This window comes from Celeribacter sp. (assembly GCF_048261515.1).
Classification (GTDB): domain Bacteria; phylum Pseudomonadota; class Alphaproteobacteria; order Rhodobacterales; family Rhodobacteraceae; genus Celeribacter.
Genome location: NZ_JBLXFZ010000009.1, coordinates 1 through 22,343, shown reverse-complemented (window position 1 = coordinate 22,343; position 22,343 = coordinate 1). Strand labels below are relative to the sequence as shown.

The window sequence follows — 22,343 nt, the reverse complement described above, 5'->3', positions numbered from 1 at the left end:
ACGAAGGGATGCGCGCGGCAGGGCAAGTCACCGCGCAAATTCTCGACGAAGTCGCCGAGATCGTGCAGCCTGGCGTAACCACAGGGGCAATCGACGCCTTTGTTGAAAAGCGCGTGATCGAGCTGGGCACAACCTCTGCGACCATCGGCTACAAGGGTTACAAACACGCGAGTTGCATTTCGATCAACCACGTGGTCTGCCACGGCATTCCTGGTGCGGGCATCCCGATGAGCAAGGGTGAAACCGCTTCGCGAAATCTCGAAAAGCGCCGCCACGACGATACACTTCTCGATGGCGACATCCTCAACATCGACATCACGGTCATCAAGGATGGCTGGTTTGGGGATTCAAGCCGCATGTATGTTGCAGGCCGCCCCAAGAAACACGCCGAACGTTTGATACAAGTCACCCATGACGCTCTGATGATCGGGATCGAAGCGGTAAAGCCTGGCAATACCTTTGGCGATATCGGCTATGCGATCCAGAGCTACGCCGAAAGCAAACGTATGTCGGTGGTGCGCGACTTCTGCGGTCACGGGCTGGGGCGCGTATTCCATGCGCCGCCGAACGTTCTGCATTACGGCCGCCCAGGCCAGGGGCCCGTGCTCGAAGAGGGTATGTTCTTCACCATCGAGCCGATGATCAACCTTGGCCGCCCCGAGACGAAAGTGCTCTCCGACGACTGGACCGCCGTGACACGCGACAAGTCGCTTTCGGCACAGTTCGAGCATTCCATTGGGGTGACGGCCACAGGGGCGGATATCTTCACGACCTCTCCCGCAGGCATGTTCCACCCGACCTACAAGACCTGACACGCGGCGGGCTGCGGCGCTATGCGCGCTTGCGCCCGCCCAGAAATGCCCTTACGTAAACTTCAGTTCGCCGCTCCGGCTGACCTGTTCCACAGGGAACTTGTCCAACGGCGTAACGATCAAGCTCCCGGATAGCGCCGGACCTTGGGGAGCTTATTTGGGGGCCATATACATATGACCAAATTCACCCTTCGTGCTGCCGCATTCGCCGCAGCCGCGTCTATCGTTGCAAGCACAGCCTTTGCACAAGAAGTCACGCTTCGTTTCCAACACTTTGTCTCACCGGCATCGGGGTCACCGATGTATTTCATGGAGCCTTGGGCGGAGAAGATCGAAGCTGAAAGCGAAGGGCGGATCAAGATCGAGATCTACCCGCTGATGCAACTTGGCGGGAAAGCGCCCGACCAGTTCGACCTCATCCGCGACGGTGCGATTGACGGTGGCTGGGTCATCCCCGGTTATCAACCTGGACGTTTCCCCGAAACGGAAACGCTCGAACTTCCCTTCATCACCGCGAAGTCCGGAGAACTCTCCTCGGTCGCGGCGTGGAGCTTCACGCAAAAGCACCTGATGGACGACTTCAAGGACGTTAAAGTTCTGGCCGTGCACATGCACGGCGAGGGTCTGGTTCACAAGAAGGGCGAGGTGCTCGAAACGGCGGACGATCTCAAGGGTCTCAAACTGCGGGCGCCAACTCGGACATCTACCCTGCTGCTCGACAAGCTTGGCGCGACCCCTGTGGGAATGCCCGTTCCCGCCTTTCCCGAGGCGCTGGCCAAAGGCGTTCTTGATGGAGGGATGATCACCTTCGAAATGGCACCGAGCCTGAAACTAGATGAGTTGACAGACAGCCACACCGACGTGGCGGGTGATCGGTCATTCTACAATCTCTACTTCATCTGGGCGATGAACAAGGCGAAGTATGACAGCCTTCCCGATGACCTGAAGGCCGTTATCGACGCGAATTCTGGTCTGATGGCGTCGCAATGGGCGGGTGCCGCCTATGATCACGGCGACGAGGACGGGCTGAAAGAAATCCGCGCCAGTGGCAACGAGATCGCGCTTCTGCCTGCCGAAGAGACCGACAAGATCAAGGCGCTTGGCGACGAAGTAATCGCAGAGTGGATCGCAGACATGAACAGCAAGGGTTATGACGGTCAGATGCTCGTCGATGACGCACGTGCCGCCGTGGAAGAAGCCCTGCGCAGCCATCCGTGGATTGACACGATGGGCGCGGCTTACACTGTCGCTGGCGAGTAGATCCTCAGACAAAAGTGTGATGCGGGCCGCTCGAAAGGGCGGCCCGAATTCGTTGTGACGCGGCTAGTCTTCCACGCCCCAATCCGCATCCTGCATCTCGCGCAGACGCGACGCAGTGCGTTCGAATTCAAACGCCCCTGCCCCTTCGATATAGAGCCGTTCGGGTTCATCCACCGCCGTCGCGACAAGCCGCACCTTCGCCTCGTAAAGCGCATCGACCAGCGTGACGAACCGTTTGGCCTCGTTGAAATTGTTGCGCGTCAGTCGTGGAATATCCTCAAGGATCAGCAACTTCACCGTCTCGGCAATGGCAAGGTAGTCAGCGGGACCATACATTTGCCCGCACAACTCCCAGAACTCGGCACGCGCCATACCGTTGTGAAAGCGTGGCAGCACCACATCGCGCCCCTTGACCCGTAGCGTCAGGCTGTCCTTCGCACCACCCGTAAGGTCGTTCCAGATGTCATCAACCGCCGCCCGCGCGTCCGCATCATTTGGGTGGAAATAGACCTGCGCTCCTGTCAGGCGTCCTTGCCTGTAGTCAACGGGGGAATGCAAATGATGCACCGTCATCTTTTCCTTGATCAACGCGATGAAGGGGAGAAAGAGCTGACGGTTCAATCCATCCTTATAGAGATCATCAGGCACGCGGTTGGAGGTGGTCACGACCGTGACGCCGCGTTCGAAAAGCCCCTCAAACAACCGCCCGACAATCATGGCATCGGCGATGTCGGTAATTTGCATCTCATCGAAGCAGAGCAGGCGAATGTCACGCGCCACCTTTTCGATCACGGGTGCAAGCGCATCCGCGACGCCGCTTTTCCTCGCGTCATGAATTTCGGCCTGCACCTCCTGCATGAAGGCGTGGAAATGAACGCGGCGGGAGGGCACGGGGCTGTGTTCGTGGAATAGATCCATGAGCATGGATTTCCCACGGCCGACTCCGCCCCACAGATAGAGCCCTTTTGCTGCGGGCCGCTTACGTCGTCCGCCGATGAGCGACAGTAGGCCACCCTTGCCATGCCCGCTGGCCGCCAGTTCTTTGCGCACACTGTCCATCAGCGGCAACACGGCTTCCTGTGCAGGGTCTGCTTTGAGCGCGCCATCAGCGACTTTGGCGCGATAGATCGAGGTCAAATTTTCCATAATTCTCCCTAGCGTTTCACGCCGGATAACAAAAGCGAATAGGGGGCATGCAGATCATTTGATTGACCACCCCGCCCCCTTCGACAGATGCTCCGCGCCAAAGGAGGCCAAAATGTCCGACACGCGCGCACCGCTCATCACCCCCGTGCTTATCGCGGGCTGTATCATCATCGTCGTGAGTTTCGCGATCCGTGCCTCCTTTGGCGTGTTTCAAATCCCAATCGGATCCGAGTTCAACTGGCCACGCGCTGAATTCTCTCTCGCCATTGCGATCCAGAATCTCTTTTGGGGTATTGGTCAGCCGATTTTCGGCGCCATCGCGGAGAAAATGGGTGATCGCAAGGCAATCATCATCGGTGCGCTGTTCTATGCGGCGGGGCTTGTCCTATCCTCCTTTGCTGTCTCGCCAGAGGCACATCAGCTCTATGAAGTCCTCGTCGGATTTGGCATCGCAGGCACTGGGTTCGGAGTGATCCTCGCTGTCGTTGGCCGCGCTTCTTCGGACGCCAACCGTTCCATGTCATTGGCTATCGCCACAGCAGCAGGCTCGGCGGGTCAGGTCTTCGGCGCGCCGCTGGCCGACTGGCTGCTTGGTTTCATGACATGGCAGAGTGTCTTCCTGCTCTTCGCCGCCTCCGTCCTCGCCTCGCTTCTAATCCTGCCCATGATGCGTGTCGCGGCGCCCGCCTCGCGGCCCGAGTTGGAAGAGAGCCTCGGACATATTCTTCTGAAGGCCGCGCGCGATCCCTCCTATACGCTTATTTTTCTGGGATTCTTCTCCTGTGGCTACCAACTTGCCTTCATCACTGCGCATTTCCCCGCACTTGTGACCGAGATGTGTGGCGCGATTGATCCCTCTGGCACACTGGCATCTCTCGGCGTCACCTCGACATCAACGCTTGGCGCGATCTCCATCTCGCTCATCGGTCTGGCCAATATCGGCGGCACGCTTATGGCAGGCTATCTTGGCAATCGCATCTCCAAGAAATACCTGCTCGCCGCGATCTACACGTGCCGCACGATTGCCGCCGCCGTGTTCATAGCCCTGCCGATCACGCCCACCACCGTTCTGGTGTTCTCTGTGGTCATGGGTGCGCTCTGGCTCGCAACGGTGCCTCTGACCTCTGGCCTCGTGGCCCATATCTACGGGCTGCGTTACATGGGGACGCTGTATGGGATTGTATTCTTCTCCCACCAGCTCGGTGCCTTTATGGGCGTGTGGCTGGGTGGTCGGCTCTATGACATCTACGGCGACTACACCGCCGTTTGGTGGGTTGGCGTCGGTGTCGGCGCATTTTCCGCCATCGTACATTTGCCTGTTAAGGAAGTGCCTCTGGGCCAGCGCGCGGCGCGTGCGTTAGGCTAGAGACCCGCCTCATTCCGCGTCAAAAGCCCTTCGTCGACCAGTCGCTCGGCCCAGCCCTCTGGCCCCTCGAACAGGTGGCCTTGCCAGCCGCGCGCGGTTGCCGCATCGATGTTTTCCTGACGGTCGTCGGTGAAGAGGAGCCGTTCAGGCCCAACGCCGCAATCGGCTTCAAGCATCTCGTAGATCAGGCTGTGCGGCTTCACGCAGCCCATGTGGCCTGAGATATAGCGGCGGTCGAATTCGGTCAGGAAGGGGTATTTCGTCTCGGCAAATTCGAAACTCTCGATGCCGAAGTTGGACAGGGCAAAGACCTTCATCCCCTTGGCTCGCAGCGCACGAAGCAACGCCACCGATTGCGGAATAGCCGGCTGCGCCATGTGTATCCATTCATGATACCACATCAGGATTTCTTCGCGGAATTCGGGGTAATCCTTGGCGGCCTTCTCAATGGTCTGGCGAAACGGCTCTCCACGATCCACGCGGTCGTTGATGGCGTGTAGGTCCACGGCTGCAAACATCTCCTTGCGCCGTGCCTCCCCAATCCGCGCGTCGTAATGGCGTTCGGGATTCCATGTGATCAACACGTTTCCAATGTCGAAGACGACTGCCTCTACCGTCATGCTTTATCCCTCTTTGCGGCCGTCACGGCGCGCTCCAATGCGTCGAGAAATCTTGAGCGGTCGGCCTTGGAAAAGGGGCGCCCGCCGCCCTGCCGAAACGGATCGGCGGCACGCAGGTCCGCCATGAGGTCGCGGGTAGCCAGAACGTTGCCGATGTTGGCCGTTGTCAGCGCCTCGCCATCATGCTTGAGAACCCGTGCCCCCGCTTCGACCACCTTGGCGGCCAGCGGAATATCCGCCGTGACGACCACGTCGCCTTTGCCCGCGCGGTCGGCAATCCACATGTCGGCCACGTCCGGCCCGTCGGGGACAAAGACAACTTCGACCAACGGGTTTTGCGAGGGGCGCAGCCCGCCGTTGCACACCAAAAGGCAAGGCACGCCGTGGCGCGTTGCGACCTTCTCCGCCTCCGCCTTCACAGGGCAGGCATCCGCATCCACATAGATTTTTGTCACGCCGCGTCGCCTTTCGTCAGGTCAAGGGTCGCTCTATCCGACCCCGATCAATGCCCCCGCAGCGAACACCAACGCGCCGCCCAGCACAACCTGAAACGCGGCTCGAACGAAGGGCGTTTCCATGTATTTGTTCTGGATCCACGCGATTGCCCACAACTCGACAAACACAACGATGATTGCAATCACCGTCGCGGTCCAGAAGTCGGCAATAAGATAGGGGAATGCGTGACCCAAACCGCCGAGCATCGTCATGATGCCCGAAGCAAAACCACGTTTGACGGGCGAGCCTCGACCCGACAATTCGCCATCGTCGGAAGCCGCTTCGGTGAACCCCATTGAGATCCCTGCCCCCACGGAGGCCGCAAGACCTACCTGAAACGTGGTCCATGTGTCCTGCGTTGCAAAAGCGGTGGCAAAGATCGGTGCGAGGGTCGAGACGGAACCATCCATCAGCCCCGCCAATCCTGGCTGCACCCATGTCAGGACGAACTTGCGATGCGCGTCCTCATCCTCGCGAGCGCGGTTGTCATCGCCGAGGTGCTTCTCTTCAAGTTCCCCCGCTTTCACTTCATGGCCCGCTTCCGCCGCCGCCAGTTGGCCGAGTAGGGCACGGGTGTCGGCGTCAGACGTGCGCGCTGCCGCTTTCGTGTAGAATGCCTCCGCCTCGCGCTCCATCGCCCGCGCTTCCGCCCGCATCCGATCCAGCCCAAGGTTCTCAATCAACCATACAGGTTTGCGCGCATAGTAGCCCGAGACATGTTCGCGGCGGATCAGCGGGATCACGTCCCCGAAGCGAGCTTTATGAAGCGCGATAAGGGACGCGCGGTGGCCATCCTCTTCCTTGGCCATCCCGTCGAACACGGCGGCGCTATCGGGAAATTCCTCGCGCAACCGTTCGGCATAAAGACGGTAGATGCGCGCATCATCCTCTTCTGAAGAGATCGCCAGCGCGAGTATTTCCTGCTCGCTCAAGTCTGCAAAACGACGCCTGTTCGCCAATCCCGGTATCATGTGTCACTCCAGTTTAGAATTATTCTAAAATACTTAGGCCACCCCATTTGCGCAAGGGCACCCATAGCCCGAAAAGCGAACCGTTTAGTTCAGTTCCCCTTGCGCAACTGAACCGACTGGTTTAGTTTATGATCCGCACGGCGAACGATCTCATAGCCGTGCGTTTCGACACATCCCTGTCGAGCACTGGGCAGGTCCGTCATGGACCTGCCATTCTTTCACCGTCCGCGCTTTGCTCTGTGTCATCAAGAGGCTATGCTGTCGCGGAAAAATGGAGCAGGTAAGCGCAGTGAACAGCCCCGCAATCAAAAAGGGACGCAAGTTCGATCAAGTGGTCGAAGGCGCGACCAAGGTCTTTCTTCGCGACGGGTTCGAAGGCGCGTCCGTTGACGACATCGCGCGCGAGGCTGGCGTGTCGAAAGCCACGCTCTATTCCTATTTCCCAGACAAGCGCATTCTTTTCGTCGAGGTCGCCACGCACGAAATGCGCAGACAGGCCGACATCGGCGCGGCCAGCCTCGACACCAGCCGTCCGCCCGAAGAGGTGCTTCCGCTTATCGGGCACAAGCTAGTCGAATATATGACCTCCCCCTTTGGGCAGGCCATCTTCCGCACCGCTGTGGCGGAATCCAGCCGTTTCCCCGAGATCGGGAAGAAGTTCTACGAATGCGGCCCGATGCAGGTGCGCGAGCGAATTTCCGACTACCTGCGCTCAGCAATCGAGCGGAATGAATTGAAGATCAACGATATAGAACTGGCGGCCGAGCAGTTCGCCGAATTATGCAAGGTTCGTTCCGTCACCTGCTGCACATTCCACAATGACGAGAGCTACGACACCGACCACATCATCGCGGCCGCTGTGGAGATGTTCATGGCACGCTACGGAGTGAAAAAATGATACGCACAACCACTCGGATCGCGCTCGTCTTTCTGGTCGCGCTAGGCTTGAGCGCCTGTCGCGAGGACGCACAGTCCCAAACATCTCAAAAGGGCTTTTCCGACATGACCGAAGGCTGCGCCAAATCCGTTGTCACCCCTCTCATCGGGGAGCCACGCAGTGCGCTGTCGCGTGTGCCCCTACCCGACCCTGTGCGAGTGATCCCCGTAGGCGGAATGGTCACGCATGACTTCCGCCCGGACCGTACCAACATCGACCTCGATGAGGACGAACGTATTGTGCGGGTTTGGTGCGGGTGATCTCCACCCGCACCGTCTCTGAGCTCTTACAAGCGGTAGTCGGAATGGCAGGCCTTGCAGGTCCCGCCCATGGCACCCATTGCAGGTCCGATATCGGCCGCAGTAGAAATCGTCGCGCCTTCGGCCGCCGTTTGCAGCGCCTGTGCTTTGGCTACGAAATCATCCCAGTTGGACCAGATCTCGGGCTTTGCCTCACTTTCGGGGTCGGTTTCCTGCGCCTCGAACAATGCTGGCACTTTTGTTGACTCCACAGCCACCGTGTCGACTGCCGCCTGAGCCGCGTCAGCGTCAAATTCAATTTCACCCTTTGCCATGCTGCCGAGCGTCTTGATCGACGCGCCGATAGCGGACATTGCTTCCATGCGCGCGGCAACGGCGGGGTTTGAAACGTGGTCATGAGCCACGGCCCCAACGGCAAGTCCGAGGCTAAGCGTAGCGGCAACGAGTGTGATCTTCATATGGTAGCTCCCTAATGTGGCTGAGTCTTTCAAGTGCGACCGTATCTTAGGGCATCAGGAAATGGGATCAACTTTGCGTCATGTCGCATGGCAACGCCACAGACTCGACAGAACCGCCTCTAACCTGATACCAACAAGAACATTACAAGAACACCCATCAGAATCCCGCGCCGTATGTCCCGTAGAAACCGCCGCATCCTCTCCCTATGGTTCCCTCGCTTGGGTGCCGAGCGCATGATCAGGTCAGGTCACGCGGGCGTTGAAAACGCGCCCTTTGCCGTACTTCGCGAGATAGGCCAGATGCAGGTCTTGTGGTCACTGTCGCACGAGGCAAGTGCGGCGGGACTGGTACAGGGGCAACCCCTGCGTGATGCCATGGCGATCTGCCCTTCACTCATCACCCGTCTGCGCTCCGTCCACGCCGAAAGCGCCTTTCTCACCACACTGCGCCGCTGGGCAGGGAAATTCACACCGTGGGTCGGAGAGGTGCCGCCCGACGGATTGGTGCTTGATATCACGGGCTGCGCTCATCTTTTCGGCGGCGAAGAGGCAATGCTTGCGCAGATCATGACCGAAGGCAGCGATCTCGGCCTTACCGTCGAAGCGGGGCTGGCGGATACGGTCGGCGCGGCTTGGGCCTTGGCGCGCTTCGCAGGGCGGGAAGAGGCGGGATTGCGCAGCGGTGACGACATTGATCAGGAAGCCCGCGCCACCCGTTCGCGCGCAGCCAGACGTCGACATTGGGAACGCGGCGGGGCCGCGCCTCAGTCGCGCGTACCCGCAGGAAGTGCACCGCGCATCGCCCCTCCAGGCCAGATGCACCAAGCGCTCGCACCACTTCCCGTAGCCGCCTTGCGCATCGACAACGACACCGCCGCGCAACTCGTCCGCCTTGGCCTCAAATGTATCGGCGATCTGTCGGGAATGCCGCGCGCCGCATTGGCGCGGCGTTTCGGACGCGATCTCGTGCGTAGGCTCGATCAGGCTTTCGGGCAAGATCCCGAACCCGTCTCCCCTGCACGCCCGCCCGAGCATTTCGCCGCACGGATGACATTGCCCGAACCCATCGGATTAGACAGTGACATTCTGGCGGGGTTGGATCGGCTCCTGCCCGCTCTCAGCACCCGCCTCAAGGCAAAAGGGCGCGGAGCGCGGCGGGTGCGGTTGGAATGCTTTCGGGTCGATCAGGGACGTGAGACCATCGAAGTCGGCCTCGCCCGCCCTTCCCATGACCCTGACAGAATCAAACCGCTTCTGGCGCTCAAACTCGGAGACATCGACGCAGGCTTCGGCATTGATGTCCTGCGCATCTCCGCCCCCGTCACCGAAGCGGTACAGGACCAGCAGATGCGCGGCCACCTCGACGCAACAAAAGCCGCCCGCGCCAAGGCACATGCGGGGCAAGGGGTGGACGATCTCATCGGGCGGATGGGCACTCGCGTCGGCATGGAACGGATCACCCGCATCCACCCCGCCGACAGCCATATCCCCGAAAAAACGACCCGCCTCATGGCCGCCGCGTGGTCGCAGCCGTGGCGCGAGGCGTGGCCCGACCCCGAACGCCCCCGTCCGCTGATGATGTGGCGCCCCGAACGCGTTCACGCCCCTGACCGCCCCCGCCCACCGCCACAATTCCGCTGGCGCGGGCGCACGCTTGACGTTGCAAGCTATCGCGGCCCCGAACGGCTCGCGCCCGAATGGTGGCTCGACGAACCCGACTGGCGGTCTGGCGTACGGGACTACTGGCATGTGATCTGCGAAAATGGCGATGCGCTATGGCTCTTCTACGCGCATGGCGGAGCCTTGTCGTCGGGCTGGTTCTGTCACGGCAGCTTCGCGTAACCACCATCACAGCAGCATAGGCGCGAAATAAGAAAAGCCGGGACGCCATACGGCAATCCCGGCTCTTATAGGTCTGGAGCGAAATCCCCGGCGCCGCGAACTGGGTGGGGGCTGTTAAACCGCGACACCGGGGCAAAGCGTTTTCGCTCCGTGGAGTAGGTATGACAATAAATGGGGGCCAAAACTCGCAGCGAAAAAGTCAAAGCGCAGGTCATTATGCGGCAAAAACAAGGCAGCGCCCCCGCCTCACTCCACCACATCTCATCAATCCTTGATTTATCAAGGGATTGGTCGCACCATCGTGGAATGAACGCACAGAACCTCACTCCCTTTCCCAATGGTCGCTCCCCGCAGGACAAAGTCGCGTTCGACCGTCAGGAACTGGGCGCGATTCTCGGCATGTATGGGCGCATGGTTGCCGCTGGCGAATGGCGCGACTACGGCATGTCCTTCCTGCGCGATGTCGCCGTCTTCTCAGTCTTCCGCCGCACCGCCGAGCACCCGATGTATCGCATCGAAAAGCGCCCCCGCCTACGCAAACGTCAGGGCATGTATGCGGTGATCGGGATGGATGGTCAAGTTCTCAAACGCGGCCACGACCTGCCCACCGTCTTACGCTTTTTCGACCGCAAACTCATCCGCGCCGTCGAGTAACTCCCGCACTCAAAGGCGTCGGCGGGCAATGACCGTCCCCTCGCCCTGCGCCTCAATACGCGCGATGGCGCGGCTGATCGGCTCGTATTGCGTGGCCATGTGGTGCGCATTGGCGTGAAGCAGCACCTCACTATCCACACAGATCGCAACATGCCCTTTCCAGAACAGAAGATCGCCCCGCGCGTAATCCCCCGTCGCCATCGCGCCCAGCCCCATCTGCTGATCGCTATCCCCCGGGCACGCGATATCACAGGCGAGTAGTGCGGCCTGAACCAGCCCCGAACAATCAACGCCGAAGGTCGAGTTGCCGCCCCAGAGATAGGGCGTGCCAAAAAAGAGCTGCGCGATTGTAACAGGGTCCGAAAAGGGCCGTTCCAGCGGACGGATATGCGCCTTCGGCACGAAATGCCCGCCCTCGATCTCCATAAACTTGCGCCGCTCGTCGATCACCGTGACCTTGGACCCGAAAGACAGGCTAGCGCCGGCTTCCGTCTTGAAATCATCGCGCGGATAGAGATGCGTTGCGCGCACCGAAATTTGATGCGTCGGCGCCACGACCGCGCCGAGTGCTTGCTCGTCAACATAGCCGACATAACCATCGCGCGCAGCCACACCAAAAGCCCAGCCTTCGCGCCGCTCCAACACGTTGAAACCTTCACCAAACAACAACTGCCTGTCCCGTGCGCCGTCAGGCGCGGCGCGCAGGTCGGCCACGGGCAGGCAGATTTGCGCATGTTGCGCCGTCACCTCGCGCTGACCGTCGCAGGCGTATCCCGCGAGCGCTACACGCGCATTGGCGGGGATCACACGGCGGTCGGTCATAGCGACAACAGGTCGGGCAGCGCATCAAGCACGGCGCGCGCGCCCTGTCCGACACCCCCCTTGGGGCGCGCGGGTTTGCTCGACGGACACCATCCGTATATGTCGAAATGCATGTAGCGCGGGGTCTCGGTGACAAAGCGGCGCAGGAACAAAGCTGCGGTAATCGCCCCCGCCATACCCCCTTTGGGCGCGTTGTCGAGGTCGGCCACAGCGGGTTCGATCATGCTTTCATACCCGTCCCAGAAGGGCATCTGCCACACTGGATCGGCGGCTTTCACGCCGCCAACGATCACCGCCGCAGCGTCCTCGTTTTCGGTCGCAAAGAAGGGCGCGAGATCAGGACCCACGGCCACCCGTGCCGCGCCCGTAAGCGTGGCCATTGAGATAATCAGATCAGGCACCTCCTCGTCCGCAAGCGCAAGCGCATCGGCCAGTACCAGACGACCTTCGGCATCAGTGTTGTTAATCTCGACACTCAACCCTTTGCGTGACGACAGCACATCCTGCGGACGGAACGCATCGCCCGAAATGGCGTTTTCAACGGCGGGAATGAGCACACGCAGGCGGATATCAAGACCCAAAGCCATGATCATGCGCGCCAGCCCGAGAACCGTCGCCGCGCCGCCCATATCCTTTTTCATCAACCCCATGGAGGCACCTGGCTTGATGTTAAGACCGCCCGTATCGAAGCAGACCCCCTTGCCCACGAGTGTCAGCGTCGGGCCACTCTCGCCCCACCGCATGTCGATCAATCGCGGCGCGCGGGTCGAAGCGCGTCCCACCGCGTGGATCATCGGAAAGTCCTTTGCCAGCACCTTCTGGTCATCCACGACCGAGATTGCGGCGTCGAAAGTGCGCGCTAGGTCTCGTGCTGCGGCTTCCAGTTCGGCGGGGCCCATGTCGTTGGCAGGCGTGTTGATCAGGTCGCGGGTAAGCGCCTCGCCCGCCGCAATAGCCTCCAACCGCGTGGCATCTATGCCCTCGGGGGCGACAAGATGTGCCTCGGGTGGCGTGGTTTTCTTGTAAGCGCCATATCGGTAGCCCGCCAGCAACCAGCCAAGAAGTTGTTCGTTGAGTGCAGGACCACTCAGGTCGGTTTCAAGGCGATAGATGCCCGCAGGGAGAGCGGCGCGGATGGAGGCCAAAGCGAAGCGGTCGCGCTTTCGTGCTTTTGCATTGCCCAAGCCGCCCAAAGCACCCGCGAGCCCACTCTCGCCAGGGAGGACGCATGTCTCGCCAAACCCCGCTTTGAACCCCGACGCTGTAACCCATGCCTTTTGTGATGGCGGCAAGGTCTCGCAGTAGGCATCTAGGTCTTCAGCACGTATCAACGTAAGTGGACGCGCATCGGGGTCGGGAGTGGCAAAGGTCATGGGCATGTCGGAAACCTCTTCGTAGTGCGCCGCATCCTCGTGGCGCGGCTTGCATTCGGTCGGAAGCACCCTAGCCCATGGAACGCCCGCTGCAAGGGGACAGGGACCTTCGCCACATCAGAACACATGAGAGCCCGCACACTGGCGCGAGCCCCGTTCATTCCCACCACTCTGGCAACGCTCCTAGATCGACGCGCCCTGAATATCCCATATCGCCAGAAGCGAATTCTCACCGATCCGCGTCAAACGCTCGACCGTCGCCGCGAGCGCCGTGCCATCGTCGGTCAAAGCCAAACCGGAAACATCCTTCGCCACGGCAGCGAAAGTCATCATGCCAATCTGCTCCGAGATCGCGACCATCGAGCGAGCTGCGCGCCGCAACTCCGCCAAGTCCCCTTTCTCGTGACACTTGGCAACACGTGCCAGACGCACCGCCAGTTCTTCCATCGCGCGGCTCACGACCCCATCCGCTCCAGAAGTGCCAAGCCGCACATAGAGTTGGTCCAATCGTTCGCGGTCCACCGTCACTGCGGCATCGGGCCGAAGTTTTCTCACCACCATTTTCTACCCCTGATAGTCATGCGCCCCCACGCACGAGATGATTTTGCTCCCGACACTCTCAAGAAAAGGTTTAACAGCGGGCGTATTTTGCCCTCGAATTCCCCAGCAATTACTCTAAATTCTACATGATCTTGAACGATCTACGCACACATAAGGATCGCAGACATGAAAAACGCCAAACCCCTCCCGAAATACATGGTCCAGCGCTACCAAGGTTGGAAGGCGACCACCTTCGACGAGAATGCGGCGTGGTATCGGCGTCTAGCGACCGAAGGGCAGCGCCCCCGTGCAATGATCATCGCCTGTTGCGACAGCCGTGTGCATGTGACCTCCATTTTCGGCGCCGATCAGGGTGAGTTCTTTATCCACCGCAACATCGCCAATCTGGTCCCACCCTTTACCGATGACGGCGAGAACCACGGCACCTCCGCCGCCGTGGAATACGCAGTTGTCGCACTGAAAGTGGCCCATATCGTTGTGGTCGGTCACTCGAACTGCGGCGGCATTCAAGGATGCCAAGACATGTGCGAGGGTCGCGCGCCCGAACTGGAAGAGAAGTCATCCTTTGTCGGACGTTGGATGGATATCCTGAGGCCAGGCTACGAACGTGTGCAGGATGTGCCCGAAGAGCACCGCGCGCGGGCGCTGGAGAAGGAGGCGGTTCTCGTTTCCCTTGAGAACCTCATGACCTTCCCCTTCGTGCGCGAAGCCGTCGAGAACAACAACCTGTCACTCCACGCGCTCTGGACCGATATCGGCGAAGGCGAGTTGCACCAATACGACCCGAACAGCAACTCCTTCGTTCCTGTCTAAACGGCCCTTAACGTCACGCGGCGTGTTCGCGCCCCAGAACCAGTGGTTCGTCAGCAAGGTTGGCAACGGCCTCCTTCGCTGGCGTCGCTACAATTGCGGCGTCACGCAGGGACTGGCTGCGCACGAACATCGGCTTGCTGATATGTGTCACTTTGCGCGATGTCCCGACCTCGGGGATGTCGTCGGGAAAGAACATCACCGTCCCGCTTTTGTGCAGTTTCAGAGCAATCACGCGGTTGGCGCGGGCTTTCGCGATGAAATCGGTCATGGGGTTTCCTTTCGTCACTGTGTCTGATGTCTCGAATGTCGCGGCGGATCAGGCGGCAATGGCCGCCCGCGCGCCAAGATCGGGGCGGAAGTCGGGCGGCGCGATGTAGTGGCCCAAGGGCACAACATTGCTCTCCCGCGCTTCCCGCGTCAGATTGTGGTTTGCTGGCTGCGGCACAGCCTCATCGATGCGCACGTCCCAGTTGAGAACAATCGCGCTTTTCGTCTCGACACCTTGGTCATCGGCTTTCAACAGCTTGATCATTTTATCATCCTTTCGGTCCGTGCCCCTGAACCCTTGAGATCATGGAACACCAAAGCGCCCGAGAGGCGAATTCATGCATCTTTTCAATTTTAGGAAGCTCTTACGGGCGCTGCATTGACGAACAATCTTATTGTTTCTTATCAGTAACTTAAAATGACAAATCAGACGCATTTGCGAAAGTTAAAATCTGCTCTATCCGTGCTGACACGGTTAACAGGCCGTCATCTCCGTGACGGTGCAAAGGCAGCTTCGCGTCGGCATTTGGGCAACATTGTGGCGCAAGCGTTTTCGCCAGAATTTTGCCCGAATCACCATCGCGCGAGACACGCAATGGTAGAAGGGCCGCTGCGGTAAGCGGCGGCCCTACTCATTTATCTTACTGAAGGATTTTTCCCTCTGGCCATTTGAGTGTTTCAAGCACTTCCGTCGTCCATGTCTCGGAAGGCGCCAGATCGAAGGTCCACGCCAGCACACCACGCATCTCGTCGAGGTTCTCGATGCTCGGCGGCGTGCTTGCTTCCCATGTCACTTCGAGATCCTCCTGCTCGGAAACCGACACGCGGTCGATCACCTCCATGGGCCATGTACGGTCGGTCAGGTTCTCGACTTCCAAACGGATCGAGTTCGTTTGCTCGTTAGATTTTCGGATCACACCGCGATCCCCTTCGTTGCGATCAAGGACCACGCGGCGGACGGTGACACCCTCGACCGCGCCAAAGCCCAGCTCGACCTCTTGCCCTTGAGCAATCAGAGGCATCATTCGATCACCGACGAGCGCCCCGTCGCGATAGACAACCGCCTCACCAGGAAGAAGGGGCGCGTCGCTATCATTGGTGAATTCCGCCACGACGAATGCAGTGTCCTCGTAGAGCGGAACAGCACGCAAGGTGATCTCAGGCGCGCTCGTCACCTCTTCAAGCGCGAAATCCGTCGTGGTGTCGCCCGACAACAACGTGACAGGTGCGGGCAGGTCGAACTGGACGTTAAGGCCATAACGCGTTGTCACCGCGATCGACTTATCGGCCATGACGGCCTCCTCCATCATCGCGGGAGCCGCAATCCCATCGCTCAATGCCATACCCCGAGCGAGTGGCTTTGGCGCAGATGGATCTTCGATACGGCGGATGTGCGGATACACATCGGAGGGCGCCAGTGCGCCACTGGGAGCCTGTGTCGAGAAAGTAAGTGACACGTTTTCCCACGCTTCGCCCGTCGATTGGCTCACACCCATCTTGCGGGAAATACGCATGGCTTCGGTTTCCGTATCGAGCTGGATGTCATAGCGCGGCTGCCACATCGCCTCCGACGTCAGGTAGGTGAAATCAAACCCGACCGTGCCCGCCTCCGCAACCGTGACGGGAACTGAAATCGTGACCCGATTTACTTCCTCGTCGAAATAGGCGGCGAGTTCGGCGCGTGCAACGTCCAGCGCCTCGCTGATCTCGCTGATTTCGTCGTTCATCGCATCCGCGCGAACCTGCGCCTCGGCCATTGTTTTGCGTGCTGCGAGGGACTCGGTGCGGATCATTTGTACGGTCGCTGCGATCTCCTGCGCCGATCCGTCGGCCTCGCTTGAGAGACGTCCAAGGAAATCGAGACTGTCCTGCGCGGCTGTCACCTCGTCGAGAATCGCCGCCTGTGCGCGATGCGCGTCATCGAGCGCATCCTTCAACCGATCCACCTCGGCCTGAGCGGCACGGGCGATGTCGGTTGTCGGGCGGGAAATGCCATTGACGCTCGGCGTAACCGTCACAGCGCCAGCCTGACCACCTGAGACCGCGACCTGCAACATGCGTGCAAATTGCGATACCTCGCCGCCCGCGGCGGGAACGCCAGAAAAGGTAACGATATGCGTGCCAGCGGGCAATTCAACCGCCCCCGTGCGATGCACTTCGGCTCCTTGGGGATAGAGTGTGACGGCTTTGACGGCAGATTGCGCGTCGAATTGATCGGCCCATGCCGCGACGGGCACAGCACTCGCAAGCACCGCAGCAAAAACAGAAAACCGAATGGGAATAAGGGTCATGGTATCCTCCTGATAACAGGGCACAGATTTCATCGGGCGCCCCGCAGGCGCAACCCAAATTCCTGTGTTCCGTCAATTGTCGTCCGAACGTGGCGGAGGATTGCCTATCGCGTTCGGGAAGGCATCACGCAATTTCGTCGCGTTTCTTCAGTGCCGCCTCGATTGCGGCACGGCACCACGCTTTGTCCGCAAAGGTCTCGCACACCTCCTCGCGAGTCAAATGCGGCTGATGCTCGGACAGTGGGCGACCCAAATCACTTTTATAATCCGCCGTCCCACCTCGGCCCGCAGTGGAGGGAGAAATGTCGCGGGCGTGGATCAGGGCGTTCAGGTTAAGGGAAACTCGGATCATATCGGTAGACCTTTCTGCTTTCCTGAATTTGAGCACAGCAGAGGCGGGATTTCGCCCTGAGGATGAATAAAACTCAAAGTATACGTGCCAGAGCGCGCCACAATCTCTTGTAACACTTTGTAACCCTTCGCCTTAAAGTGGTTAAACTCTTTTAAGACTTGCGTCAGAAAGTCGGCCAAATCGCCTTTGACGTGCAATTGCTCCCCCATGGAAACGCCTCACATCCACCAATCAGGCAAAGGAAAAGGCGCCCGAAAGCGCCTTTCCCCGAATCTCTTGCGCGTGATGACAGCCGCCAATCAACCCTTCTTGAGTACGCGACGTCCCAGAAGTTCAGCGATCTGAACCGCGTTCAGTGCCGCGCCCTTGCGCAGGTTGTCGGACACACACCAGAAGTTCAGGCCGTTCTCGACCGTCACGTCCTGACGGATGCGTGAGATGAAGGTTGCGAAGTCGCCAACGCTTTCAACAGGCGTGACGTAGCCACCGTCTTCGCGCTTGTCGACCACGAGAATACCAGGTGCCTCACGCAGGATATCGCGCGCTTCGTCCTCGTCGAGGAACTCCTCGGTCTCGATATTGATGCTCTCGGAGTGGCCAACAAACACAGGCACGCGCACACAGGTCGCCGTGACCTTGATCGACGGATCAATGATCTTCTTGGTCTCGGTGATCATCTTCCACTCTTCTTTCGTGTCGCCGCTATCCATAAAGACATCGATATGCGGGATCACGTTGAAGGCGATCTGCTTGGGGTAGACGCTCGGCGCCACTTCCTGACCTGGGACATACATGCCCTTGGTCTGGTTCCACAATTCGTCAATTGCAGCTTTCCCCGAGCCCGAAACGGACTGGTAGGTGGAGACCACAACGCGCTTGATCTTCGCGCGGTCATGCAGCGGCTTGAGAGCCACAACCATCTGCGCGGTGGAGCAGTTGGGGTTGGCGATGATGTTCTTCTTGGAATAACCCTCGATCGCATCCGGGTTCACTTCCGGCACGATCAGCGGGACATCGGGATCGTAGCGGTATAGCGACGAGTTGTCGATGACAACGCAGCCCGCTTTCGCCGCTTTGGGTGCATATTCTTTGGTCGCCTCGGACCCTACGGCAAAGAGCGCCATGTCCCAACCCGCGAAATCGAAGGTGGCGAGGTCTTGGGTCTTGAGGGTGGTGTCGCCATAGCTCACTTCGGTGCCGAGGGATTTGCGCGAGGCAAGCACGGCAATTTCGTCCACGGGGAACTCGCGCTCGGCGAGGATGTTCAGCATTTCGCGACCCACGTTACCCGTGGCGCCAACGACGACGACTTTATAGCCCATCAGGGATACTCCTTCAGTCTCTCTAGACGGGCGTCGGGATATAATACTGTGGTGGAATGTAAAGGGCGAAACCTTGATCGACCCTATTTCATTTCATGAAGAGACACCCGCGGATCAGCGCGGATTAGTGCTTTGACGAAGGCCGCTTCAGCGTCAAAATCGTGTGGAACATCCTCGGCACTACGGCGGCCAGAGAGCGAGAGCGACGAGAAAAAGTCGAAGCCATAGAGGTTGATTTCGACTGCGTTGCTGCGGGAAACCAGATCAATGACCATCGCGCCAGTCGTCGGCTGACGCCCCAAGGTGCGCTCCAGTTTCGCGTAGTCCGAAAGAGGATGCAGATAGAACCCCTCAGTTTGCGCCACGTGCCAATCGAGCCGTTTACGCTTGTGGCTGAACCACATGAGTCTCGCCGCATTGATCCGTGAAAGCTCTTGTGCCGGAACCCGTGTTGCCATGGCCAGCCAATCAGTTTTCGTGCCGTGACTGATCGCGGCAGGCACCGGCGCGCCGTTGATGCGGATCACCACATCATGCGTGTCAATCTCAGCGCCGTATGCGGTCTTAGACAGCGCGCGGGCATTCCCGACAATCGCGACAGTTTTGTCCTCTAGAGCCTTCAAGATTTTCGCTTGCGGCACCGAGAGACGGGCAAGCGGCGCCTCTCGGCGCAGAAGACGCGCGATGAAAAAGCCGAACTTACCCATCGGACAGAAGATCCCTGTAAATCGCGATCAGCGCCTGGGCCTCACGAGCGATGCTGAATTTCTCCACGACATGCGCGCGGGCTGCAGGTCGCATGGCCGCGAGGCGGTCCGGATTGTCTATCAGCGCCTCAAATGCCCTTTGCAAATCGGACACGTTGTCCTTTTCGATCAGTGCGCCTGTTTCGCCGTCCTTAATCTGTTGATCAAAGGCCCCGACGCCACGGCACGCAATCGCAGGCGTTCCACAGGCCATCGCTTCAATCGGCGTCAAGCCAAACCCTTCCCAGCGGGCGGGCGCCACGAAGAGATCAAGCGACTGGTAGAATGCGATCATGTCGTCCCACGGAATTTCGCCGATAAAACGCATTCGGTCTCCGAGGCCTGCTGCGTCAATCTTTTCGCGGAGCGCAGACAAATAGGTTTCGTTTTCCTGCGTGGCCCGTCCCGTGAACACCACATGCACGTTCGTTCGAGAACGAAGTAGCGGGATCGCCGCTTCGACTAAGAGATCCTGACCCTTCTGGTGTCTGATCCGTCCAGAACAGCCGATCAACATACCATCCGCCAGACCGAGCTTACGACGGGTCGCGTGCATGTTCTCGCTCGGACGAAAAGTATCGACGTCGATTCCATGCATAATCACCGTCGCGGGGCGATCAAGGAAGGCAGCCGCCTGAGGCGATGTCGCTACGACCGCGTCCATTTTGGCTATCAGCTTCTTCGTAAAGGGCTTGTGCTGCCGTTGCGCTGCCGATGTAAAAAGCAGTTTTAACCGCATTCGCAGGACATTGCGTAAGAACAGTCCAAGCAGCATCTCAACATTTCGCCTCGCATGCCAAACCCGTGTGCGACGCGTTAAAAACGGTATACGCCACAAGGGGATATGCGGCACCGACGGCGGAAGACCTGGCCCCGTCGCCCGAATGTCGATTTCTTTCGCCTGCACGGGCACCAGCCGCACAACAGTCGCCGTCACGCCCGACAAGCGGCGCTTCAGATTCGGCGCGATGACGGCAACGTCTGATGATGAGGACATGGCTATTTGGCTTCCTTGGGGCGAACAGTGAGATAGATCATCAACCCCACTCCCACCGCAACGGCAAACAGAAGAAACACCGCGCCGTAAGGATCGGCGGGAGTTTGCTTGCCCGCTTGCGCAGCGTTGAATGTGCGTGCCGTCGCGATCTGGAACAGGCCGACACCACCTATAGAGGCAAGGTTAATCAAAGTGACGCCACGCCCGATTAGAGCTTCGGGCAGGAGAGAGCGCCCGTGATTCATGATCTGCGGATAGCTTGAGGTAAAAAAACCAACGATCATGAACAGCGCCAACGCGGGCACGAGGCTCAGTGTGTCGGCGGCGAGCCACAAAACGATGAGCGCAAGGCCCGTGATAACCGCCGCACCGCCGACAATGAGGCGGCGGCTTCGGATGATGCGGTCAACAGGTCCGAAGGCGAGGTTACCCGCAATCATTGCGAGAGCCATGAAGATTGTCGCCCGCCCGATCCCCACCGTATCAAGCCCGTGGGTTTCGGTGAGGTAGCCGCCGATCCAGCTCCCGCGCAGTCCAGCACCAGGCGCATAAGCCACAAGCGCAATAGCGAGAACGGGATAGATCGGCCAGATACGCAGAAGGTCGGCAAAGGAAGTTGTCGGCACGGAGCTATCACGCAGGATTCGTGGCGGGTCTTCGACGAACCTCCAAAGGGCCACACCAACCACCGCCGTGATACCCGCCAGAACCACCATCGTGGCACGCCACCCGATCATATCGAGCGCGAATGAAAGCGGCACCGATGCCGCGACATTACCAAGTGATCCGATGCCGAGAATTAGCCCTGCCAGCGTTCCGAACCGCTCAGGCGGGGCGAGGCGGGCAAAAATATACAGGGCAGACATTAGAACCGATGAACAACCGATGCCGATTCCAATCATCGCAATGTAGACACCCAATGGGCCCTGCGCGACAGAAAAGACCAACGCACCGCCACCACCGCCAAGAACGAGCAACGCCGCCGCAGTGATCCTCGGGGATTTGGTGTCAAGAAGCCAACCCACAGGGATCTGCATGGCGGCAAAAGCAAGGAACCAAAGGCCTAGCGCCGTCGATATCTGATCCGCCGAAACGGCGATATCCTGAGCAAGCACGGGCGCAAACACGGCAAGACATGCGCGGTAAAACTGGCTCAAACCATAAGCAAGCGTCAGCCACAAAAAGCCTTTAACCATAACTCTCCCTCACTGCTCGTCTTGTATCGGAGATGGATCATGTCCAAATACATGTCCAGAAGAATCATCAGGAACGATTGAAAATCAGAGCGTTGGAAATACCCGTGCGCCCCGATATACCCGCTTCAAAAGACGGTAAACGGCACCGTAGGGCAATATATGTGGCTATAGAGGCACAGATTGCCTGCGCTAGGGGGGTAGCTGGTCAAATTAGGGGTTTATCAGAAGCCGTGTTTGTGCAAAATCAGCTTCGAGCTTGGCCAGAGTGGCCGAGTGTATACCTCTTTTATGGAGATCTGGTGATGAAAAAAGTCGTACTTGCTGCTGGCCTTACTCTGGCTGCTACCGCCGCTTTTGCTGGTGGTTACTCCGAGCCCGTGATCGAAGCTCCGGTTATCGTGGAAGAAGCTGCTGGCTCCTCCCTCGGTGGTTCCGCTGCTCTGATCCTTCTCGGCCTGCTGGCTGTTGCAGCAATCGCTAAGAACTAAGTTTCGTCCCATTAGGGACACTTGAATTCAAAAACGGCGGCTTCGGTCGCCGTTTTTATTTTGCGAAACGCAATCTACTAACGCTCCGCCAGCCCAACAGGCGATGCGCATCCCCACTCCCCCCAATTCACATTTCAGCCGACCGCCCCCCCCCTTTTTCGCGAGGTCGGTAACCTGTGTGGCTCCACGCCACCTCACGCGCGAAACGTGGCACGCCCAGAGGTGGTCCAGCTTTTTCGACCATATTGCAGCCCATTTAAGGTGGATCAGGGTTTCACATTAGGCTGCTAATCT

At 59.2% G+C, this 22,343-nt stretch carries 25 protein-coding genes; 9 read left to right on the top strand and 16 right to left on the bottom strand.

The genetic code is table 11. The features are described from left to right. Window positions 1-8: 8 nt before the first annotated feature. The gene (map, locus tag ACN0SC_RS14640; protein WP_417250526.1) at window positions 9-812 is read left to right on the top strand and encodes a type I methionyl aminopeptidase; all 804 of its coding nucleotides are present in this window, start codon (window positions 9-11) and stop codon (window positions 810-812) included. A 174-nt stretch (window positions 813-986) separates the two neighbouring features. Further along, window positions 987-2,072 carry a TRAP transporter substrate-binding protein gene (locus ACN0SC_RS14635; protein WP_417250432.1) on the top strand — a complete coding sequence of 362 codons (1,086 nt, stop codon included), beginning with the start codon at window positions 987-989 and terminating at the stop codon, window positions 2,070-2,072. A 63-nt stretch (window positions 2,073-2,135) separates the two neighbouring features. On the opposite strand, the gene zapE is transcribed toward ACN0SC_RS14635, so the two are convergent. Further along, window positions 2,136-3,218 (bottom strand): cell division protein ZapE, encoded by a 1,083-nt coding sequence (gene zapE, locus ACN0SC_RS14630; protein WP_417250431.1) that lies wholly within the window; start codon window positions 3,216-3,218, stop codon window positions 2,136-2,138. 112 nt (window positions 3,219-3,330) lie between these two features. Here zapE and ACN0SC_RS14625 point away from each other — a divergent pair, with 112 nt between their 5' ends. Next, complete coding sequence (locus tag ACN0SC_RS14625) at window positions 3,331-4,584, top strand: MFS transporter (RefSeq protein WP_417250430.1); 1,254 nt, start codon at window positions 3,331-3,333, stop codon at window positions 4,582-4,584. Here the strand turns inward: ACN0SC_RS14625 and ACN0SC_RS14620 are convergent. Genes ACN0SC_RS14620 through mbfA form a run of 3 tightly spaced genes read right to left on the bottom strand, consistent with a single transcriptional unit; the run spans window position 4,581 to window position 6,670 of the window. Beyond that, a complete protein-coding gene (locus tag ACN0SC_RS14620; RefSeq protein WP_417250429.1) occupies window positions 4,581-5,204 on the bottom strand; it encodes an HAD family hydrolase in 624 nt (207 codons plus the stop codon). The genes ACN0SC_RS14625 and ACN0SC_RS14620 overlap by 4 nt on opposite strands. After that, window positions 5,201-5,659: a YaiI/YqxD family protein gene (locus tag ACN0SC_RS14615; RefSeq protein WP_417250428.1), complete on the bottom strand. Its 459-nt coding sequence runs from the start codon at window positions 5,657-5,659 to the stop codon at window positions 5,201-5,203. Before ACN0SC_RS14615 ends, ACN0SC_RS14620 begins: the two co-directional genes overlap by 4 nt. Window positions 5,660-5,692: 33 nt before the next feature. Further along, window positions 5,693-6,670: an iron exporter MbfA gene (gene mbfA / locus ACN0SC_RS14610; RefSeq protein ID WP_417250427.1), complete on the bottom strand. Its 978-nt coding sequence runs from the start codon at window positions 6,668-6,670 to the stop codon at window positions 5,693-5,695. A 271-nt stretch (window positions 6,671-6,941) separates the two neighbouring features. Between mbfA and ACN0SC_RS14605 the strand changes: the two genes are divergently transcribed. Both ACN0SC_RS14605 and ACN0SC_RS14600 read left to right on the top strand, forming a co-directional pair. Then, window positions 6,942-7,568 (top strand): TetR/AcrR family transcriptional regulator, encoded by a 627-nt coding sequence (locus ACN0SC_RS14605; protein WP_417250426.1) that lies wholly within the window; start codon window positions 6,942-6,944, stop codon window positions 7,566-7,568. After that, window positions 7,565-7,867, top strand: a complete 303-nt coding sequence (locus tag ACN0SC_RS14600) for an I78 family peptidase inhibitor (RefSeq protein WP_417250425.1) — start codon at window positions 7,565-7,567, stop codon at window positions 7,865-7,867. Before ACN0SC_RS14605 ends, ACN0SC_RS14600 begins: the two co-directional genes overlap by 4 nt. 26 nt (window positions 7,868-7,893) lie before the next feature. On the opposite strand, the gene ACN0SC_RS14595 is transcribed toward ACN0SC_RS14600, so the two are convergent. Continuing rightward, window positions 7,894-8,325 (bottom strand): c-type cytochrome, encoded by a 432-nt coding sequence (locus ACN0SC_RS14595; RefSeq protein ID WP_417250424.1) that lies wholly within the window; start codon window positions 8,323-8,325, stop codon window positions 7,894-7,896. Window positions 8,326-8,559: 234 nt separating this feature from the next. On the opposite strand from ACN0SC_RS14595, the gene ACN0SC_RS14590 reads away from it, so the two are divergent. Both ACN0SC_RS14590 and ACN0SC_RS14585 read left to right on the top strand, forming a co-directional pair. Then, on the top strand, window positions 8,560-10,167 hold the full coding sequence (locus tag ACN0SC_RS14590; RefSeq protein WP_417250423.1) for a Y-family DNA polymerase: 1,608 nt from the start codon (window positions 8,560-8,562) through the stop codon (window positions 10,165-10,167). Between the two features lie 306 nt (window positions 10,168-10,473). Further along, on the top strand, window positions 10,474-10,821 hold the full coding sequence (locus tag ACN0SC_RS14585) for a DUF2794 domain-containing protein (protein ID WP_417250422.1): 348 nt from the start codon (window positions 10,474-10,476) through the stop codon (window positions 10,819-10,821). Window positions 10,822-10,830: 9 nt separating this feature from the next. On the opposite strand, the gene ACN0SC_RS14580 is transcribed toward ACN0SC_RS14585, so the two are convergent. The 3 genes from ACN0SC_RS14580 to ACN0SC_RS14570 all read right to left on the bottom strand — a co-directional run bounded on the left by ACN0SC_RS14580 (window position 10,831) and on the right by ACN0SC_RS14570 (window position 13,577). Next, window positions 10,831-11,643, bottom strand: coding sequence for an NlpC/P60 family protein (locus ACN0SC_RS14580; RefSeq protein ID WP_417250421.1), 813 nt, complete (start codon window positions 11,641-11,643; stop codon window positions 10,831-10,833). Then, window positions 11,640-13,022 (bottom strand): leucyl aminopeptidase family protein, encoded by a 1,383-nt coding sequence (locus tag ACN0SC_RS14575; protein ID WP_417250525.1) that lies wholly within the window; start codon window positions 13,020-13,022, stop codon window positions 11,640-11,642. The genes ACN0SC_RS14580 and ACN0SC_RS14575 overlap by 4 nt, the downstream gene beginning before the upstream one ends. 177 nt (window positions 13,023-13,199) lie before the next feature. Then, a complete protein-coding gene (locus ACN0SC_RS14570) occupies window positions 13,200-13,577 on the bottom strand; it encodes a hypothetical protein (protein WP_417250420.1) in 378 nt (125 codons plus the stop codon). 165 nt (window positions 13,578-13,742) lie between these two features. Here ACN0SC_RS14570 and ACN0SC_RS14565 point away from each other — a divergent pair, with 165 nt between their 5' ends. Then, complete coding sequence (locus ACN0SC_RS14565; RefSeq protein WP_417250419.1) at window positions 13,743-14,390, top strand: carbonic anhydrase; 648 nt, start codon at window positions 13,743-13,745, stop codon at window positions 14,388-14,390. Window positions 14,391-14,403: 13 nt separating this feature from the next. Here ACN0SC_RS14565 and ACN0SC_RS14560 read toward each other — a convergent pair whose 3' ends face one another. The 8 genes from ACN0SC_RS14560 to ACN0SC_RS14525 form a co-directional block, all read right to left on the bottom strand. After that, window positions 14,404-14,658: a hypothetical protein gene (locus ACN0SC_RS14560; RefSeq protein WP_417250418.1), complete on the bottom strand. Its 255-nt coding sequence runs from the start codon at window positions 14,656-14,658 to the stop codon at window positions 14,404-14,406. A gap of 48 nt (window positions 14,659-14,706) precedes the next feature. Further along, on the bottom strand, window positions 14,707-14,922 hold the full coding sequence (locus tag ACN0SC_RS14555) for a hypothetical protein (protein ID WP_417250417.1): 216 nt from the start codon (window positions 14,920-14,922) through the stop codon (window positions 14,707-14,709). 376 nt (window positions 14,923-15,298) lie between these two features. Next, window positions 15,299-16,948, bottom strand: a complete 1,650-nt coding sequence (locus tag ACN0SC_RS14550; protein WP_417250416.1) for a mucoidy inhibitor MuiA family protein — start codon at window positions 16,946-16,948, stop codon at window positions 15,299-15,301. Window positions 16,949-17,072: 124 nt separating this feature from the next. Then, window positions 17,073-17,300 (bottom strand): hypothetical protein, encoded by a 228-nt coding sequence (locus ACN0SC_RS14545; RefSeq protein ID WP_417250415.1) that lies wholly within the window; start codon window positions 17,298-17,300, stop codon window positions 17,073-17,075. Window positions 17,301-17,599: 299 nt separating this feature from the next. After that, window positions 17,600-18,622 (bottom strand): aspartate-semialdehyde dehydrogenase, encoded by a 1,023-nt coding sequence (locus tag ACN0SC_RS14540; RefSeq protein ID WP_417250414.1) that lies wholly within the window; start codon window positions 18,620-18,622, stop codon window positions 17,600-17,602. A gap of 83 nt (window positions 18,623-18,705) precedes the next feature. Further along, window positions 18,706-19,329 (bottom strand): glycosyltransferase family 29 protein, encoded by a 624-nt coding sequence (locus ACN0SC_RS14535; RefSeq protein WP_417250413.1) that lies wholly within the window; start codon window positions 19,327-19,329, stop codon window positions 18,706-18,708. Next, on the bottom strand, window positions 19,322-20,365 hold the full coding sequence (locus ACN0SC_RS14530; RefSeq protein ID WP_417250412.1) for a glycosyltransferase family 4 protein: 1,044 nt from the start codon (window positions 20,363-20,365) through the stop codon (window positions 19,322-19,324). The genes ACN0SC_RS14535 and ACN0SC_RS14530 overlap by 8 nt, the downstream gene beginning before the upstream one ends. 2 nt (window positions 20,366-20,367) lie before the next feature. Then, window positions 20,368-21,561, bottom strand: coding sequence for an MFS transporter (locus ACN0SC_RS14525; RefSeq protein WP_417250411.1), 1,194 nt, complete (start codon window positions 21,559-21,561; stop codon window positions 20,368-20,370). A 302-nt stretch (window positions 21,562-21,863) separates the two neighbouring features. Here ACN0SC_RS14525 and ACN0SC_RS14520 point away from each other — a divergent pair, with 302 nt between their 5' ends. Next, window positions 21,864-22,049: a hypothetical protein gene (locus ACN0SC_RS14520; protein ID WP_417250410.1), complete on the top strand. Its 186-nt coding sequence runs from the start codon at window positions 21,864-21,866 to the stop codon at window positions 22,047-22,049. The last annotated feature ends 294 nt before the right edge of the window (window positions 22,050-22,343 follow it).

What these genes read in the sequence shown, in the direction of transcription:
- map (WP_417250526.1), top strand. Translation starts at nt 9, where the DNA reads ATGCGCGCGGCAGGGCAAGTCACCGCGCAAATTCTCGACGAAGTCGCC.
- ACN0SC_RS14635 (WP_417250432.1), top strand. Translation starts at nt 987, where the DNA reads ATGACCAAATTCACCCTTCGTGCTGCCGCATTCGCCGCAGCCGCGTCT.
- zapE (WP_417250431.1), bottom strand. Translation starts at nt 3,218, where the DNA reads ATGGAAAATTTGACCTCGATCTATCGCGCCAAAGTCGCTGATGGCGCG.
- ACN0SC_RS14625 (WP_417250430.1), top strand. Translation starts at nt 3,331, where the DNA reads ATGTCCGACACGCGCGCACCGCTCATCACCCCCGTGCTTATCGCGGGC.
- ACN0SC_RS14620 (WP_417250429.1), bottom strand. Translation starts at nt 5,204, where the DNA reads ATGACGGTAGAGGCAGTCGTCTTCGACATTGGAAACGTGTTGATCACA.
- mbfA (WP_417250427.1), bottom strand. Translation starts at nt 6,670, where the DNA reads ATGATACCGGGATTGGCGAACAGGCGTCGTTTTGCAGACTTGAGCGAG.
- ACN0SC_RS14605 (WP_417250426.1), top strand. Translation starts at nt 6,942, where the DNA reads ATGGAGCAGGTAAGCGCAGTGAACAGCCCCGCAATCAAAAAGGGACGC.
- ACN0SC_RS14600 (WP_417250425.1), top strand. Translation starts at nt 7,565, where the DNA reads ATGATACGCACAACCACTCGGATCGCGCTCGTCTTTCTGGTCGCGCTA.
- ACN0SC_RS14595 (WP_417250424.1), bottom strand. Translation starts at nt 8,325, where the DNA reads ATGAAGATCACACTCGTTGCCGCTACGCTTAGCCTCGGACTTGCCGTT.
- ACN0SC_RS14590 (WP_417250423.1), top strand. Translation starts at nt 8,560, where the DNA reads ATGATCAGGTCAGGTCACGCGGGCGTTGAAAACGCGCCCTTTGCCGTA.
- ACN0SC_RS14585 (WP_417250422.1), top strand. Translation starts at nt 10,474, where the DNA reads ATGAACGCACAGAACCTCACTCCCTTTCCCAATGGTCGCTCCCCGCAG.
- ACN0SC_RS14580 (WP_417250421.1), bottom strand. Translation starts at nt 11,643, where the DNA reads ATGACCGACCGCCGTGTGATCCCCGCCAATGCGCGTGTAGCGCTCGCG.
- ACN0SC_RS14575 (WP_417250525.1), bottom strand. Translation starts at nt 13,022, where the DNA reads ATGCCCATGACCTTTGCCACTCCCGACCCCGATGCGCGTCCACTTACG.
- ACN0SC_RS14570 (WP_417250420.1), bottom strand. Translation starts at nt 13,577, where the DNA reads ATGGTGGTGAGAAAACTTCGGCCCGATGCCGCAGTGACGGTGGACCGC.
- ACN0SC_RS14565 (WP_417250419.1), top strand. Translation starts at nt 13,743, where the DNA reads ATGAAAAACGCCAAACCCCTCCCGAAATACATGGTCCAGCGCTACCAA.
- ACN0SC_RS14560 (WP_417250418.1), bottom strand. Translation starts at nt 14,658, where the DNA reads ATGACCGATTTCATCGCGAAAGCCCGCGCCAACCGCGTGATTGCTCTG.
- ACN0SC_RS14555 (WP_417250417.1), bottom strand. Translation starts at nt 14,922, where the DNA reads ATGATCAAGCTGTTGAAAGCCGATGACCAAGGTGTCGAGACGAAAAGC.
- ACN0SC_RS14550 (WP_417250416.1), bottom strand. Translation starts at nt 16,948, where the DNA reads ATGACCCTTATTCCCATTCGGTTTTCTGTTTTTGCTGCGGTGCTTGCG.
- ACN0SC_RS14545 (WP_417250415.1), bottom strand. Translation starts at nt 17,300, where the DNA reads ATGATCCGAGTTTCCCTTAACCTGAACGCCCTGATCCACGCCCGCGAC.
- ACN0SC_RS14540 (WP_417250414.1), bottom strand. Translation starts at nt 18,622, where the DNA reads ATGGGCTATAAAGTCGTCGTCGTTGGCGCCACGGGTAACGTGGGTCGC.
- ACN0SC_RS14535 (WP_417250413.1), bottom strand. Translation starts at nt 19,329, where the DNA reads ATGGGTAAGTTCGGCTTTTTCATCGCGCGTCTTCTGCGCCGAGAGGCG.
- ACN0SC_RS14530 (WP_417250412.1), bottom strand. Translation starts at nt 20,365, where the DNA reads ATGTCCTCATCATCAGACGTTGCCGTCATCGCGCCGAATCTGAAGCGC.
- ACN0SC_RS14525 (WP_417250411.1), bottom strand. Translation starts at nt 21,561, where the DNA reads ATGGTTAAAGGCTTTTTGTGGCTGACGCTTGCTTATGGTTTGAGCCAG.
- ACN0SC_RS14520 (WP_417250410.1), top strand. Translation starts at nt 21,864, where the DNA reads ATGAAAAAAGTCGTACTTGCTGCTGGCCTTACTCTGGCTGCTACCGCC.